The sequence below is a fragment of the Citrobacter amalonaticus genome, from assembly GCF_018252635.1.
Lineage (GTDB): Bacteria > Pseudomonadota > Gammaproteobacteria > Enterobacterales > Enterobacteriaceae > Citrobacter_A > Citrobacter_A amalonaticus_E.
This window is the reverse complement of the sequence record NZ_JAGTXM010000001.1, coordinates 591,980-608,379: the sequence shown is the minus strand read 5'-3', so window position 1 is coordinate 608,379 and position 16,400 is coordinate 591,980. Positions and strand designations below refer to the sequence as shown.

Annotated in this window: 13 protein-coding genes; 9 read left to right on the top strand and 4 right to left on the bottom strand. The window is 54.1% G+C overall.

Translation table 11 applies throughout. The annotated features are described in order from the left end of the window. Positions 1-3 precede the first annotated feature (3 nt). Complete coding sequence (gene actS / locus KE671_RS02800; RefSeq protein WP_206161612.1) at positions 4-753, bottom strand: amidase activator ActS; 750 nt, start codon at positions 751-753, stop codon at positions 4-6. Between the two features lie 321 nt (positions 754-1,074). On the opposite strand from actS, the gene xdhA reads away from it, so the two are divergent. Genes xdhA through xdhC form a run of 3 tightly spaced genes read left to right on the top strand, consistent with a single transcriptional unit; the run spans position 1,075 to position 4,737 of the window. Next, a complete protein-coding gene (gene xdhA, locus KE671_RS02795; RefSeq protein ID WP_206161611.1) occupies positions 1,075-3,372 on the top strand; it encodes a xanthine dehydrogenase molybdenum-binding subunit XdhA in 2,298 nt (765 codons plus the stop codon). 10 nt (positions 3,373-3,382) lie between these two features. Beyond that, entirely contained in the window at positions 3,383-4,261 is an 879-nt protein-coding gene (gene xdhB, locus KE671_RS02790; protein WP_206161610.1) for a xanthine dehydrogenase FAD-binding subunit XdhB, read from the top strand. Continuing rightward, the gene (gene xdhC, locus KE671_RS02785) at positions 4,258-4,737 is read left to right on the top strand and encodes a xanthine dehydrogenase iron sulfur-binding subunit XdhC (protein ID WP_206161609.1); all 480 of its coding nucleotides are present in this window, start codon (positions 4,258-4,260) and stop codon (positions 4,735-4,737) included. Before xdhB ends, xdhC begins: the two co-directional genes overlap by 4 nt. Positions 4,738-4,825: 88 nt before the next feature. Here xdhC and KE671_RS02780 read toward each other — a convergent pair whose 3' ends face one another. Continuing rightward, positions 4,826-6,604 (bottom strand): sigma-54 interaction domain-containing protein, encoded by a 1,779-nt coding sequence (locus tag KE671_RS02780; protein WP_206161608.1) that lies wholly within the window; start codon positions 6,602-6,604, stop codon positions 4,826-4,828. Positions 6,605-7,071: 467 nt separating this feature from the next. On the opposite strand from KE671_RS02780, the gene ygeW reads away from it, so the two are divergent. The 5 genes from ygeW to arcC are packed head-to-tail and all read left to right on the top strand — an operon-like array spanning position 7,072 to position 13,184. After that, on the top strand, positions 7,072-8,259 hold the full coding sequence (gene ygeW, locus KE671_RS02775) for a knotted carbamoyltransferase YgeW (RefSeq protein ID WP_042999387.1): 1,188 nt from the start codon (positions 7,072-7,074) through the stop codon (positions 8,257-8,259). A gap of 56 nt (positions 8,260-8,315) precedes the next feature. Next, entirely contained in the window at positions 8,316-9,512 is a 1,197-nt protein-coding gene (gene dpaL / locus KE671_RS02770) for a diaminopropionate ammonia-lyase (RefSeq protein ID WP_206161607.1), read from the top strand. A gap of 59 nt (positions 9,513-9,571) precedes the next feature. After that, complete coding sequence (locus KE671_RS02765) at positions 9,572-10,783, top strand: YgeY family selenium metabolism-linked hydrolase (protein ID WP_206161606.1); 1,212 nt, start codon at positions 9,572-9,574, stop codon at positions 10,781-10,783. Positions 10,784-10,831: 48 nt separating this feature from the next. After that, positions 10,832-12,238, top strand: a complete 1,407-nt coding sequence (hydA, locus tag KE671_RS02760; protein ID WP_206161605.1) for a dihydropyrimidinase — start codon at positions 10,832-10,834, stop codon at positions 12,236-12,238. A 13-nt stretch (positions 12,239-12,251) separates the two neighbouring features. Beyond that, positions 12,252-13,184 (top strand): carbamate kinase, encoded by a 933-nt coding sequence (arcC, locus tag KE671_RS02755; protein WP_206161604.1) that lies wholly within the window; start codon positions 12,252-12,254, stop codon positions 13,182-13,184. 101 nt (positions 13,185-13,285) lie between these two features. On the opposite strand, the gene yqeB is transcribed toward arcC, so the two are convergent. After that, positions 13,286-14,911 carry a selenium-dependent molybdenum cofactor biosynthesis protein YqeB gene (gene yqeB / locus KE671_RS02750; protein WP_206161603.1) on the bottom strand — a complete coding sequence of 542 codons (1,626 nt, stop codon included), beginning with the start codon at positions 14,909-14,911 and terminating at the stop codon, positions 13,286-13,288. 48 nt (positions 14,912-14,959) lie between these two features. Further along, positions 14,960-15,727, bottom strand: coding sequence for a selenium cofactor biosynthesis protein YqeC (gene yqeC, locus KE671_RS02745; protein WP_241029718.1), 768 nt, complete (start codon positions 15,725-15,727; stop codon positions 14,960-14,962). A 48-nt stretch (positions 15,728-15,775) separates the two neighbouring features. Here yqeC and mocA point away from each other — a divergent pair, with 48 nt between their 5' ends. Next, positions 15,776-16,348, top strand: coding sequence for a molybdenum cofactor cytidylyltransferase (gene mocA, locus KE671_RS02740; RefSeq protein ID WP_206161601.1), 573 nt, complete (start codon positions 15,776-15,778; stop codon positions 16,346-16,348). The last annotated feature ends 52 nt before the right edge of the window (positions 16,349-16,400 follow it).

Below are 16,400 nucleotides of genomic sequence, written 5' to 3'. Positions count from 1 at the left end.
CCGTCAGCATTTCGGTTTGCTGCCCTGCGGCGGCAGGTAACGCAGCGGGTCGATGGCCGTCGCGCGATAGCGAATCTGGAAGTGCAACCGCACGGAGGCCGCATCACTACTGCCCATCGTGGCGATCTTCTGTCCCGCCTTCACACTTTGCCCGTTATTCACCAACAGGGTGTCGTTGTGGGCATAGGCGGTAATGTAATCTTCACTGTGTTTGATCATAATGAGATTACCGTAGCCCCGCAGCTGGTTACCCACGTAAACCACCTTCCCTGCCCCGGCCGCATAAACCGGCGTACCGCGGGCGGCAGAAATATCGATCCCCTTGTTACCCCCATCTGCGGTGGAGTAAGGCAGGATCACCTTACCGCTGGCTGGCCATTGCCAACAACGCTGGCCCACCGGCGGCCAGGACGATTGCGGCACAGAAGAAGACGGTCTGGCGGAGGCGGTTTTGGTAGACGACTTTTTAGTGGATTTCGATGAGGCCGTTTTCGAACCACCGAGCTTTAATTTTTGCCCAACCTCAATGGTATACGGCGGCGAAATGCCATTCAGACGCGCAAGCTCTTTAACGCTGGTACCGGTCGTGCGTGAAATACGGTAAAGGGTATCCCCCCGTTTAACGGTATAAACGGCGCCAGAATAGGATCCCGTATCAGACGATTTGCTCCCCGAGCAGCCCACGACAAGCAATCCCGCACAAAGCAGCATGGCAATACCCAGGCTATTTTTCTTCAGGCGTCCTGCGCTCAAAACCGTTCCTCGCTACATACACAGACGACATATGATAGCAGCCATAATACGGATGCCAAATTTATTGAGTCGCCAGGTATTATCACGGATCGCCTGATAAACGCTATCACCGCCGTTTACCGTGTATCACAATGAGTTGATTAAACTCATAATGATACGCATAGTGCGCATCGCCAACGTTCGGATCCCTCTCCCCACAGGCCATATTATTATCTCCATCACACTTCCCTTCTCTCGCCGCTCGACTCTGCGCTTCTGGCGTAATTCTTGCCTGATTTAACGGTTGTTCAGGAACCAAAAAGTCAAATCAAGGGGACGTTTATGGATGCGCGGGAAGCAACCGCTACCGGTGAGTCATGTATGCGCGTAGATGCCATCGCTAAAGTGACCGGGCGGGCTCGATATACTGATGATTACATGATGGCGGGCATGTGTTATGCCAAATACGTTCGTAGCCCAATCGCCCACGGTTACGCCACCAGTATCAACTGTGACGAGGCGAAAAACCTGCCCGGGGTACTGGCCGTGTTTACCTGGGAAGATGTACCTGATATTCCATTTGCCACAGCAGGACACGCCTGGACGCTGGACGAGAACAAACGCGACACCGCCGACCGTTTTCTGTTGACCCGCCACGTACGCCATCATGGCGATGCGGTCGCGATTGTCGTGGCAAGAGACGAGTTAACCGCAGAAAAAGCGGCCCTGCTGGTGAAGGTGGAATGGGAAAAACTCCCGGTAATTACCACACCCGAAGCCGCACTGGCGCAGGACGCCATCCCTATTCACTCTGACGGTAATCTGCTCAATCGCAGCGAAATGACCACGGGGAATGTCCAGCAGGCCATTGATGCCGCTGACTATCAACTCCAGGGCCATTACCAGACTCCGGTGATTCAACATTGCCATATGGAAAGCGTTACCTCATTTGCCTGGATGGAAGATGACTCGCGGATTTCCATCGTCTCCAGTACGCAAATCCCACACATCGTGCGGCGGGTTGTGGGCCAGGCGCTGGATATTCCGTGGTCATGCGTGCGGGTTATCAAACCGTACGTCGGCGGCGGATTTGGTAACAAGCAGGATGTGCTGGAAGAGCCGATGGCCGCTTTCCTGACCCGTAAACTGGGCGGGATACCGGTGAAAGTCTCTCTTAGCCGCGAAGAATGTTTTCTCGCGTCCCGCACCCGTCATGCGTTCACGATTGATGGACAAATGGGGCTCAATCGCGACGGCACATTGAAAGGCTATCGTCTGGATGTTCTGTCAAATACCGGCGCTTACGCTTCACACGGCCACTCGATTGCCTCGGCGGGCGGCAACAAAGTGGCCTATCTCTATCCCCGTAGCGCATACGCTTACCGTTCTACCACCTGTTACACCAATCTCCCTTCCGCCGGTGCAATGCGAGGATACGGCGCGCCGCAGGTGATCTTTGCGGTGGAATCAATGCTGGATGACGCCGCAACGGCGCTGGGTCTCGACCCGGTCGAGGTTCGGCTGCGTAATGCGGCTTGCGAAGGCGACACGAACCCGATTACCGGCAAGCGCATCTACAGTGCGGGGCTTCCGGAGTGTCTGCGAAAAGGCCGTGCGCTATTTAAGTGGGACGACCGGCGTGCTGAATGTCTGCACCAGAAAGGCAATATCCGCCGGGGCGTCGGCGTCGCCTGTTTTAGCTATACCTCTAACACCTGGCCAGTCGGCGTGGAGATCGCTGGCGCCCGCCTGCTTATGAATCAGGATGGAACCATCAACGTTCAGAGCGGAGCCACGGAAATCGGTCAGGGGGCGGATACCGTCTTCTCCCAAATGGTAGCGGAAACCCTTGGCGTACCGGTCAGCGATGTGCACGTCATTTCAACTCAGGATACCGATATCACCCCATTCGACCCCGGTGCCTTCGCCTCTCGCCAAAGCTATGTCGCCGCGCCAGCGTTGCGTAAAGCGGCAATCCAACTGCGCGATAAGATCCTCCATCACGCTGCCGACATACTGCATCAGTCCGTCATGAGTCTGACGCTGACGGCAGGTCACATCGCCCTTATCGATCGCCCAGACTCTCCGTTACTGTCATTAAAAGAACTGGCGATGGATGCGTTTTACCACCCGGAACGCGGCGGTCAGCTATCAGCGGAATGCTCCGTGAAAACAACCACCAACCCACCGGCGTTTGGCTGCACGTTTGTCGATCTGAGCGTCGATATCGCGCTGTGCAAGGTCACCATTAACCGTATCCTCAATGTCCACGATTCCGGCCATATTCTGAACCCGCAACTGGCGGAAGGACAGGTGCACGGTGGGATGGGAATGGGCATTGGCTGGTCGCTGTTTGAAGAGATGATCATCGATGCAGAAAGTGGCCTGGTGCGTAATCCGAATCTCCTCGATTACAAAATGCCAACCATGCCAGACCTGCCGCAACTGGAGAGCGCATTCGTTGAAACGCAGGAGCCGCAATCGGCGTATGGACATAAATCCCTCGGCGAGCCGCCCATTATTCCTGTTGCTGCAGCCATTCGTAACGCAGTGAAAATGGCCACAGGCGTGGCGATTGATACGCTGCCCCTGACGCCAAAACGGTTGTATGTGGAATTCCACCAGGCTGGCTTGATTTGAGGATCTGACCATGTTTGACTTTGCTTCTTATCATCGCGCTTCAGACATTGCCGAGGCGATCGGCCTGCTGGCGCGCGATCCGCAGGCGAAACTGCTCGCCGGCGGAACCGACGTATTGATCCAGCTCCATCACCATAATGCACGTTACCGTCATATCGTCGATATTCATGATCTGCCCGAATTGCGAGGCATTACCCTGACGAAGGAAGAGGGGTTGCGCATCGGTTCCGCCACCACTTTTAGCGAAATTATCGAGCACCCCATTACACAACGCTATCTGCCAGCTTTGTGCGCAGCGGCCATCTCCATCGCCGGCCCGCAAATTCGTAATGTTGCCACCTACGGCGGGAATATCTGCAATGGCGCAACCAGCGCAGACTCGGCGACGCCAACCCTGATTTATGACGCCACGCTTGAGATCATCTCTCCAAAAGGGAGGCGTTTTGCCAGCATCAATGGTTTTCACACCGGCCCCGGAAAAGTCGATCTTGAGCAAGACGAAATCCTTGTCGCCTTTCATTTCCCACCACAGCCCAAAGCCCATACCGGCAGCGCGCATTATAAATATGCCATGCGCGATGCGATGGATATTTCGACTATTGGCTGCGCGGCGCGATGTCAACTGGATAACGGCCGTTTCAAAGAACTTCGGCTGGCGTTCGGCGTTGCGGCGCCCACACCAGTCCGCTGTCAGCATGCGGAAAGCGCGGCGCAAAATTCACCATTGACCCATCAGACGCTGGATGCGATCGCTGAATCCGTTTTGCAGGACGTCGCCCCGCGTGCGTCCTGGCGGGCAAGTAGAGAATTTCGTCTGCATCTCATCCAGACGATGACCCGGAAAGTGGTTACTGAAGCCGCTGTCGCGGCGGGAGGAAAGCTGCAATGAATGACACGAACCGAATCGCGCTGGAATGCGTCATTAACGATCGCCCTTTTCAGCTCAGCATCATGCCGGGGATGCCCCTCTCTGAACTCCTGCGCGAACAAGGGTTACTGAGCGTCAAACAGGGATGCTGTGTTGGTGAATGCGGCGCCTGTACGGTGCTGGTTGACGGAACGGCCATTGACAGTTGTCTGTATCTTGCCGCATGGGCAGCAGGAAAAGAGATCCGCACACTGGAAGGTGAATCAGATGGTAGTCAGCTCTCGCGCGTCCAGATGGCTTATGCGACATCCGGCGCCGTGCAGTGTGGCTTTTGCACACCAGGTCTGATCATGGCAACCACCGCATTGCTGGCAAAGCCGCGGGAAACGCCGTTAACCATCCTGGAGATCCGTCGAGGCCTGGCGGGAAATCTGTGCCGCTGCACCGGTTATCAAATGATTGTCGATACCGTCCAGCGCTGCGCAGAACCGGAATAATTAACGCCTCTCTCATCAGGTTGCCTCCGGGTCGATGGCGTTCACGCGCCTGTCGCCCCGATGCAACCAGGATACGCTTGCGTGCGAGTTACGCGTTCAACAGCTCATACTTTTTGATCTTACGATAAAGCGTCGCAATGCCGATGCCTAACTCATCCGCCACCTGTTTTTTGTTGGAGTGACGGGACAACGCTTCGCGGATCATCTGCTTTTCCATCTCTTCCAGTGCGGTTCCGCCGGTGTCCTCAGACAGCAACTGCGCCGCGTGAGCGACCGTTTCAACGGATTCTGGCGCTTTACCATTGTTGATCAGGTTTGGCGGTAAAAGCGTACTGTCGATCACCTCGCCAGAAGGAACCACATTGACCAGATACTCCATCAGGTTGCTTAATTCGCGCAGGTTTCCCGGCCATTGATGGTGTCTGAGCAGGGTCACCACGTCCGGCGCAATACCCGGATAGACCAACCCTAAACGACGCGTATGCAGATGCAAGAAATAGTGCACCAAAAGCTCAATATCGTCTTGTCGTTCACGTAGCGGTGGCAGGGTCAATGGGATGACGTTCAGTCGATAAAACAGATCTTCGCGGAATTTGCCTTCTGCGATGAACTGCCCGAGGTTCTGATTGGTGGCTGAAATAATGCGGATATCGACCTGAACCGGACTGCTCGCGCCAAGCGGCAACACCTCTCTCGCCTCAATCGCCCTGAGCAGTTTAGCCTGTAGCATCAGGGGCATATCACCAATTTCGTCGAGAAACAACGTCCCACTGTTCGCCGCCTGAATCAGACCCGTTTTCCCATTGGCGGAAGCACCGGTAAATGCGCCTTTGACATAGCCAAACAGCTCACTTTCCAGCAACTGTTCCGGTATCGCCGCGCAGTTGATGGCGATAAACGGTTTATTGCGTCGTTCACTCAGTTTGTGAATGGCGCGCGCAACCACCTCTTTTCCGGTACCGCTTTCACCCACGATCATGATGCTGGACGGACTGGGCGCAATACGACTAATGAGTCGCTTAAGCTGGCGCATGGCCCGGCATTCACCCACCAGTTGCTCAATATGCGGTTCATCGGTAGCAATCGATACTGAGGAACTGGTATGAGATTGATGAAAGGCCATCAGAAATAACTGCCGTCCCTGTACATGATGCAACTGGCCAATAATCAATTCACTTTTGTCATCCCAGGAGACAATATGCTGCATATGCCCGTGAGTAAAATTACTTTCAAACGTTAATGGCCGGAACCTGACCGACTTTCCCACCATATTATTCTGCGCCGCGCCGAGAATTTTTAATGCGGTTTGATTCGCGAACTGTACGCGGTTATCTTCATCAATGACCAATACGCCTTGATCCATATTCTCAATCATTGTCGAAAATATTTTACTGATGTTGTCACTCCCACTTTGATCTTCGAGAAGTTTTGAAACAAAAATGGTAGATATATGGCGGACATAATCTGAAAACTCGCGCAGGTTATCATTGATATGTTCCTGTTGCTCATGCGTTACAGCAATCAAGCTGATCACGCCGACACAGCGGTCCTGCAGAATGACCGGGGTTCCCAGAAAAGCCTTCTCACGACAGTTTTCTTTACTATCACAACCTTCACACAGCGGGTCAAAGCGGGAATGCGTCACGACCTTTTCTTTTTTACTTTCCAGTACATAGCGCAATAATCTGGAGTTGCCGCTCAACGGGCGTCCGAGGTATTTGCCATAAGCGCCGGTTCCCGCGACGCGACAGAGGTTTTCGTCGACGATCTCAACTTCGAGTTGCAAAACGCTGGCAAGCATCCTGGCGAAACGCTGAATTGTAGGTTGAATCTGCATCAAAACGGACTGCGTTGTTGCAAGCACCATAGTCTTACCTTCCGGAATCACTTAAATGATTGATCATTGAAGACATTGATGGTTCGTAGAATATAAGGATACTAACTCAGACAAAATTTGCATTGATAAAAACACAGGCTCTTTATCATTTTATAATGAAAATATGGAAGAGAAATCACATTTCTATATCAATATGAGAATCAGAGAGGTGAGTTTATCAAACTGACGGTATTTACTCCTCTTACTGGTATTATTCTGCCAGCAAGACCATTGACAGAGCGTACTATTTATTGAGCCAAACGTTTTCGTATATTCATAACGAATTACCGACAATCTTATTCTGTGATCGGTACCACATATTGCCTGATGAATTTCCCTTTATTTGCCATCGCATTCATTTTGGCACGCTTATTGTTAGTCCCTGGTATATCGGTGATGCCGCTTGTCATTACCGCGAATAAGCCACCTTGCCGTCATTCCACTACCAGGATCTTACAATGAAAACTGTTAATGAGCTGATAAAGGATATCAATTCGCTGACCTCACACCTTCACGAGAAGGATTTTTTGCTAACGTGGGAACAGACGCCGGATGAACTGAAACAAGTCCTGGACGTCGCTGCTGCGCTGAAGATGCTGCGTGCCGAAAACATCGCGACCAAAGTCTTCAATAGCGGATTGGGGATTTCCGTTTTTCGCGATAACTCCACCCGTACCCGTTTCTCTTATGCTTCTGCCCTTAACCTGCTCGGCCTGGCGCAGCAAGATCTGGACGAAGGGAAATCACAAATCGCGCACGGCGAAACCGTCCGTGAAACGGCCAATATGATCTCCTTCTGCGCCGACGCTATTGGTATTCGCGACGACATGTATCTTGGCGCGGGCAACGCCTATATGCGTGAAGTCGGCGCCGCACTCGATGACGGCTACAAACAGGGTGTCCTGCCGCAGCGTCCGGCGTTAGTTAACCTGCAATGCGATATCGACCACCCAACGCAAGCGATGGCGGATCTGGCCTGGCTACGTGAACACTTTGGTTCACTGGAAAACCTCAAGGGTAAAAAAATCGCCATGACCTGGGCCTACTCACCCAGCTACGGCAAACCCCTCTCCGTGCCGCAGGGCATCATCGGTCTGATGACCCGCTTCGGTATGGACGTCACGCTGGCACATCCGGAAGGTTATGACCTGATTCCGGACGTGATTGAAGTCGCGAAAAACAACGCGAACGCATCCGGCGGCAGCTTCCGCCAGGTCACCAGCATGGAAGAAGCTTTCAAAGATGCCGACATCGTCTATCCGAAGTCATGGGCGCCTTACAAAGTGATGGAAGAGCGCACCGAACTTCTGCGCGCCAATGACCACGCTGCCCTGAAAGAGCTGGAAAGACAGTGCCTTGAGCAGAATGCGAAACATAAAAACTGGCACTGCACTGAAGAAATGATGCAGCTTACCCGTGACGGCGAAGCGCTGTACATGCACTGCCTGCCTGCGGATATCAGCGGCGTCTCCTGCAAAGAAGGGGAAGTCACCGACGCCGTATTCGAGAAATACCGCATTGCGACTTACAAAGAGGCCAGTTGGAAACCTTACATCATCGCCGCGATGATCCTCTCCCGCAAATATCCGAAACCTGGCGTACTGCTGGAGCAATTACTGAAAGAAGCGCAACCGCGCGTGAAATAACCCGCAGAGCCGACCAGCCGGTCGGCTCTCCTTTCCGGAGGCCAAAAGGATAGGATATGTCCGTTTTCTCATTGAAGATCGATATTGCCGACAATCGCTTTTATAACGGTGAAACGTCGCCCCTTTTTTCGCAAAAGCAGGCCAAAGCCGCCCGTCAGTTTCATCAAAAGATCGCCGGCTACCACCCAACGCCGCTCTGTGCGCTGGATGACCTTGCCTGCCTGTTCGGTGTGAAGAAAATTCTCGTCAAAGACGAATCAAAACGCTTCGGACTGAACGCGTTCAAGATGCTCGGCGGAGCCTGGGCCATCGCCTGCCTGCTGTGTGAGAAATATCATCTTGATATTGAGACGCTCTCTTTCGAACAGCTCAAAAACGCTATCGGCGAAAAAATGACGTTTGCGACCACCACGGACGGTAACCACGGTCGCGGCATCGCCTGGGCGGCACAACAGCTTGGACAACATGCGGTGATTTACATGCCGAAAGGCTCAGCCCAGGAGCGCGTGGACGCCATTCTCAACCTCGGTGCGGAGTGCATCGTCACCGATATGAACTATGACGATACCGTTCGTCTGACCATGCAGCACGCGCAACAAAACGGCTGGGAAGTGGTGCAGGACACCGCCTGGGAAGGCTACACCAAAATTCCCACCTGGATTATGCAGGGCTATGCCACGCTGGCCGATGAAGCCGTTGAACAAATGCGTGCCCTAGATCTCACACCGACTCACGTGTTGTTACAGGCCGGTGTTGGGGCCATGGCAGGCGGCGTGCTGGGCTACCTGGTTGATGTCTATGGCCCGCAGAACCTACACAGCATTATCGTCGAACCGGACAAAGCGGACTGTATTTTTCGTTCCGGCGTGAAAGGCGACATCGTCAACGTCGGGGGGGATATGGCGACCATCATGGCCGGTCTGGCCTGTGGTGAGCCTAACCCGCTTGGTTGGGAAATTCTGCGTAACTGCGCCACCCAGTTTATCTCCTGCCAGGACAGCGTTGCCGCGCTGGGCATGCGCGTGCTGGGTAATCCTTTTGGCAGCGATCCGCGCGTGATCTCCGGAGAGTCCGGCGCCGTAGGGTTGGGCGTTCTGGCTGCCGTCCATCATCATCCGCAGCGCCAGGCCCTCATGGACAAACTGGCGTTAGATAAAGATGCCGTTGTGCTGGTCATCAGTACCGAAGGCGATACCGATGTGAAGCACTACCGGGAAGTGGTCTGGGAAGGCAAACATCCGGTCGCACTGTAATCACCCCTTATTGGAAAACGCTCCTAAGGAGATTCGGGAGCGAACACTGGAGAAAAGTCATGGCTAAGCACATTCCCTTTAAACTGATTCTTGAAAAAGCAAACGACTACAAAGAAGACATGACGCGTTTCCTGCGCGATATGGTCGCTATTCCCAGCGAAAGTTGCGATGAAAAACGTGTTATCCATCGCATCAAACAAGAAATGGAAAAAGTCGGTTTCGATAAAGTCGAGATCGATCCGATGGGCAACATTCTGGGTTACATCGGCCATGGTCCGCGCCTGGTCGCGATGGACGCGCATATCGACACGGTCGGTATAGGCAACGTCAACAACTGGAATTTCGATCCGTACGAAGGGATGGAGACCGAGGAACTGATCGGCGGACGCGGCACGTCTGACCAGGAAGGCGGCATGGCGTCCATGGTTTACGCCGGGAAGATCATTAAAGATCTTGGTCTGGAAGATGAATACACGCTGCTGGTCACCGGTACGGTACAGGAGGAGGACTGCGATGGTCTGTGCTGGCAGTACATCATCGAACAATCCGGTATCCGTCCGGAGTTTGTCGTCAGCACCGAGCCGACCGATTGCCAGGTTTATCGTGGACAGCGCGGACGCATGGAAATACGCATTGATGTGCAGGGGGTGAGCTGCCACGGTTCCGCCCCGGAACGCGGTGATAACGCTATCTTCAAAATGGGCCCCATCCTCAATGAATTACAGGAATTGTCACAACATCTGGCTTATGACGAATTTCTCGGTAAAGGGACGTTAACCGTTTCCGAAATCTTCTTCACGTCACCCAGCCGCTGCGCCGTGGCGGACAGTTGCGCCGTCTCCATCGACCGTCGCCTGACCTGGGGTGAAACCTGGGAAGGTGCGCTGGAAGAGATCCGCGCCCTGCCGGCAGTGAAAAAAGCCAATGCGGTGGTCTCAATGTACAACTATGACCGCCCCTCCTGGACCGGACTGGTTTACCCGACCGAATGTTACTTTCCAACCTGGAAGGTGGAAGAAGATCACTTCACCGTCAAAGCGCTGGTCAACGCCTATGAAGGTCTGTTCGGTAAAGCGCCGGTGGTCGACAAGTGGACTTTCTCCACCAACGGCGTAGCGATTATGGGACGTCACGGTATTCCGGTGATCGGTTTTGGTCCGGGTAAAGAACCTGAAGCCCACGCGCCAAACGAAAAAACCTGGAAATCACATCTGGTGACCTGCGCGGCGATGTACGCAGCCATTCCACTGTCCTGGCTGGCAACGAAATAACAATCCATCTGCCTCCCCCGGTTTACCGGGGGATTTCCGGAGTGTGCTATGCGCGTATTGATTAAAAATGGCATCGTCGTTAACGCCGACGGACAGGCAAAACAGGACCTGCTGATTGAGAACGGAATTGTTCGCCAACTGGATACGGAGATTACGCCGCCGCCCTCGTGTGAAGTGATTGACGCTGCGGGATGCTACGTTTTTCCCGGCGGCGTTGATGTGCATACGCATTTCAATATCGACACCGGACTCGCCCGTAGCTGTGATGATTTTTTTACCGGTACCCGCGCGGCGGCGTGTGGCGGTACAACAACCATTATCGACCATATGGGATTTGGGCCGACAGGCTGCCGCTTACGCCATCAACTGGAGGTCTACCAGGGGTACGCCGCACACAAAGCGGCGATCGACTACAGCTTCCACGGCGTCATTCAGCACGTCAATCATGCCATCCTCGATGAGATCCCGATGATGGTGGAAGAAGGCATCAGCAGCTTCAAGCTCTATCTGACCTACCAGTACAAACTTAACGATGATGAAATCTTGCAGGTGCTGCGCCGTTTGCATAAGGCCGGCGCGCTGACCACCGTCCACCCGGAAAACGATGCCGCCATCGCCAGCAAACGGGCTGAATTCATTGCCGCGGGATTAACGTCGCCGCGCTATCACGCTCTGAGCAGACCGCTGGAATGCGAAGCCGAAGCCATCGCGCGGATGATTAACCTTGCGCAAATTGCAGGGAATGCACCGTTGTATATCGTCCACTTATCCAATGGTCTGGGGCTGGACTATTTACGCCTGGCGAAAGCGAATCATCAGCCCGTGTGGATAGAGACCTGTCCACAATATCTGCTGCTGGATGAACGCCGTTATGACGGGGAAGACGGCCTGAACTTCATTCTCAGCCCGCCGTTACGCAATGTCCGTGAGCAGGACAAGCTCTGGTGCGGCATCAGTGACGGAGCCATTGACGTAGTGGCGACTGACCACTGCACCTTCTCAATGACGCAGCGCCAGCAGATCTCAGGCGGCGATTTCAGCCGCTGCCCGAATGGTTTGCCCGGCGTGGAAAACCGCCTGCAACTGCTCTTTTCTGAAGGCGTGATGAGCGGGCGAATTACCCCTGAACGCTTTGTCGCGTTAACCAGTGCGATGCCTGCCAGACTGTTCGGCCTCTGGCCGCAAAAGGGTCAGTTGGCGCCTGGTGCTGATGGCGATGTGGTGATTATCGATCCCCGCCAGAGCCAGGCGATCCAACATGCCCGTCTCCACGATAACGTCGATTATTCGCCCTGGGAGGGGTTCCGTTGTCAGGGGGCGATTATCAGAACGCTGTCGCGTGGCGAAACGATTTTCTGCGACGGCGTCTTTACAGGGAAAGCAGGCCGGGGCCGCTTCTTACGACGCAAACCCTTTACCCCACCCGGCGAGTGTGAAACAGACAACTGTGTATGATAAGTGAGGAAAAATGAGTAAGAAAATTGTTCTCGCGCTGGGTGGCAACGCGCTGGGTGAGGATCTGGCCGGACAGATGCAGGCCGTCAAAATCACCGCCCAGGCCATTGTGGATCTCATTGCGCAGGGCCATGAGGTTATCGTGACCCACGGTAACGGGCCGCAGGTGGGTATGATCAACCAGGCATTTGAAGCGGCGGCAAAAACAGAGGCGCACTCGCCAATGCTACCGATGTCCGTCTGCGTGGCATTGAGCCAGGGCTATATCGGTTACGATCTGCAAAACGCGCTGCGCGAAGAGTTGCTCTCACGCGGGATGCACAAACCTGTCGCCACGCTGGTGACACAGGTAGAGGTCGACGCCAACGATCCTGCGTTCCTGAATCCCACTAAACCCATCGGTTCATTCTTCACGCAACAGGAAGCGGAACAGCTGGAGAAACAAGGTTATACACTCAAAGAGGATGCGGGTCGCGGCTATCGTCGTGTCGTAGCTTCGCCTAAGCCGGTGGACATCATTGAGAAAGAGACTGTCAAAGCGCTGGTTGAGGCCGGACAGGTGGTCATTACCGTGGGCGGTGGGGGGATTCCTGTGATTCGCGAAGGCAACCATCTGCGTGGTGCCAGTGCGGTGATCGACAAGGACTGGGCCAGCGCTCGCCTGGCAGAGATGATCGATGCGGATATGCTCATTATCCTGACGGCGGTCGAAAAAGTGGCCATTCACTACGGTAAAGAAAATGAGCAATGGCTGGATCGCCTGTCGTTGAGTGATGCGGAACGCTTTATCAGCGAGGGGCATTTCGCCAAAGGTTCCATGTTGCCGAAAGTCGAGGCCGCTGCGTCGTTCGCCCGCTCCCGTCCCGGTCGGGAAGCCCTGATTACGGTGCTCAGTAAAGCGAAAGAAGGGATTGAAGGAAAAACCGGAACGGTTATCTGCCAGTAATCTGATGCGTTTTATTCACCGCGTTCGCCGGGGACGCTTCGCTCGCCCGGCCTACCTGGTTCGGGTAGGCCGGATAAGGCGGCGCCATCTGACCATTCGCATTACGCCACTTCAAGCACCTCGTTCGTTGACTTCACCCCCTGATGCATCAGCATCATAAGCGCTTCCAGCACACCGCCGCCTATCGCTCTCGCCTTATCGGAGACGCTGGTAAAATCCGCCGTCTCGCCGCGCGGGTCGATATCGCCGATTTTAAAACCGCCCACCACCGCCAGCCCGTCACTTAACAGGCCGCGCACCATCCCCGACAGCGGCGCCTTGATTTCGTTTTCTCCAATCCAGGCAATCACCTCACCCTCTTCCACCAGATCGCCTAATTTCACTCTGGCGCGCATGATGCCTGCGGCTGGCGCACGGATCACCCGTCGCGCGGTATGCCCCATGATATTGCCGGGTATCCCGGTATTTTCCTGCGCGCAGCCGGCGTAAATCACCTGTCCCAGCCAGTGGCCACGATTCGTTTCAATCACCGCATGGCAGTCTTCACCGGCAGTAAATCCGGGCCCCAACGCAATGGTCACGGGAGCCATATCTTTTCGTGTCCCCAGATTTTGTTTTGCCAGAATCGCATCCACTACGCAGACGGGTTTCAGTGCGTCAATCAGCGAACCGGCAGGATCGACCAGAATAGGGATAAAACCACGTTCGGCTAACGCCGCCGCTTCTGCCGACGAGGTGGCCAGTCTTGCCGTCACGCCTTCCACGATCGTTTCACCATCAAAGACGGCCTGCGCGAACGCAACGCTGCGGCGAATAACGGTCGGTTTCTCCACTTCCAGCATGATCACTTTGAATCCAGCATGGAACAGACGTAACGCCACGCCGCTGGCAATATCCCCCGCCCCACGGATCACCACCCGCTGATGGCCGGATGGGTGTGCGGATCGCATCATCAGTCCGCCAGGGGCATTGTTTTTGACCTGTAAGATCTCCGCCAGCACGCTGACCGCAATTTCCTGCGGCGTTTCAGCGCCAATGTTGTAGCCAACAGGCGCATGCAGGCGAGCAATGTGTTCTTCATCAACGCCCTTTTCCCGTAACTGACGCATGAATAACTGCACTTTTCGACGGCTTGCCAGCAAACCCAGCCACGCGACAGGCTGCTCGATCAGTTTGTCCAGGGCTTCGCGATCCTGATTATTCGTCGCGATAAGCACAAAGTTGTCCGGACGGATCTCAAGGGCATCTACTGCCGCGGAAAAAGAATCGGCATGTAACAACTGTACCGACGGTGGGAAAGCCTCCGGATTGACGCTCTCGCGATAAACATCCGCCACGGCAATATCAAATCCTAACAGCGCCGCCCCCTGGGCAATCGCCCGATTCACATGCCCACCGCCGATTAACACCAGCCGAGGGCGCAGGCCGTGCACGCTAATAAAGACAGACATTGCACCACCGCAGTCTGACCCGACGGCATCAGTACCATTACGGGCCATTCGTCCATGAAACATGCGCGGCTTTCTCTCCTGTAACGCCAGCAGCGCCTCGTCGATCACCTTGCGCTCCACCATGCCTCCGCCGATAGTCCCGACGATAGACCCATCCTGATGTACCAGCATCTGTGCCGAATGGCGGGGCGTGGAACCCCGGCTATCGACAATCTGCGCCAGCGCGAATGGGCGGTTTTGCTCTTCAAGTTTTGCAGCCTCTGTGAAAATATTCATACGAACCTCAATGGATATCCTTTCAGTCACCCGGTGTTCCCGGCGTCGCTATCTCACAAATCTGCGCGCGATTGCAGGCGTTTCCTGTGCATTCCCCAACCAGATAGCCTGTACATCACCCTCTGACAATGGCTGGATGAGTTCGCGTTCATCAATGGCATTCTCAGATTGAGAAAAACGATTGAGAAACCAGACGCGTCGACTGGCTGGCGGGGCATTTTTGAATGCCCCCTGTGGATGCTGAACCAATCGAACAAGCGCCTCCAGTGATAAAGGGGCCCCTTCCGTCAGGCCCGTCATTTCGGCGAACTGCGGCCAGCGATGCACCCGATCTGCCCCCACGCTTTTTCCCAGAAGGTGCCCACCCATAACGGCAATCACGCAGCAACTGCTTTCAGGTATGCAAGGTTCGTGCTCATCTGGCGCTTTAAGCGGCTTTCCACGGGCGCCGTCTGCCTCGACGAGAACCACGTCACATTCCGATCGCCTGGCCAGGGCATCGATGGCACCGGGTGCGAAACCACGCACTTTTCCCAATGACGCTTTCCACGACTGAAAGCAGGTAATGAAGGGTTGCATTAACGCGTGCCGGGGCAGCCCGGCGGGATCCCGACAGAAGAGGATCGGCCAGTCCTGGTCAGGCAGAAACATATGCGTCGTCGTGGTGATAAATACCCGTCGACCTGATAATTGAAAGAGATGTGCAAGCCAGAAAAGCGTACTGGTTTTCCCTCCGGCACCGACAATTGAAATAACCGTTGGCCCTTTCTGTGCACCTAAATCAAAGAATAAAGAAGCATGCTCCGATATACTCATAAGCCTCTCTGAAGTGACACAACGTCTAATAGACATTATGGAATCGCCATGCCTGTCGTCGACTGTATAATTACTGCTGCTGGGTTATCATCCAGAATGGGAAAATGGAAAATGATGTTACCCTGGCGCGAAGGAACAATTCTTGATACAAGTATCAAAAACGCGCTGCAATTTTGCAACAGGGTGATATTAGTTTCCGGTTATCGCGCAACGGAGATACATAATCGCTATGCGAATCAGCCTAATATTATTATTACGTACAATCCAGATTATGCTCAGGGCTTATTTACATCAATTAAGGTCGGCGCTGCCGCCGTGCACAGTGAGTATTGCTTCATCACGCATGGAGACATGCCTGAACTGAACAGAGATATCTTTAGCAAAATCTGGGGATTACGCAATGATAATGCTCTTATCCCTTACTACCACGGCCAGCCAGGCCATCCTGTATTACTCTCCCAAAAATGCCTGTTGCAGGCTATCTCACAACCAGGTGTCAGCAGCATGCGTCAGGCATTGCTGTGCGGAAAACATAATATCATAGAAATGAACGATGCCCGGATCGCTCTGGATATTGATACGCCAGAGGATTTTATCAATGCGCAAAATCGATATAAATAAATAGTGAACCTGGAGTTAAACGATTGCGTTCAAATATTCCCGAGCTCACTCC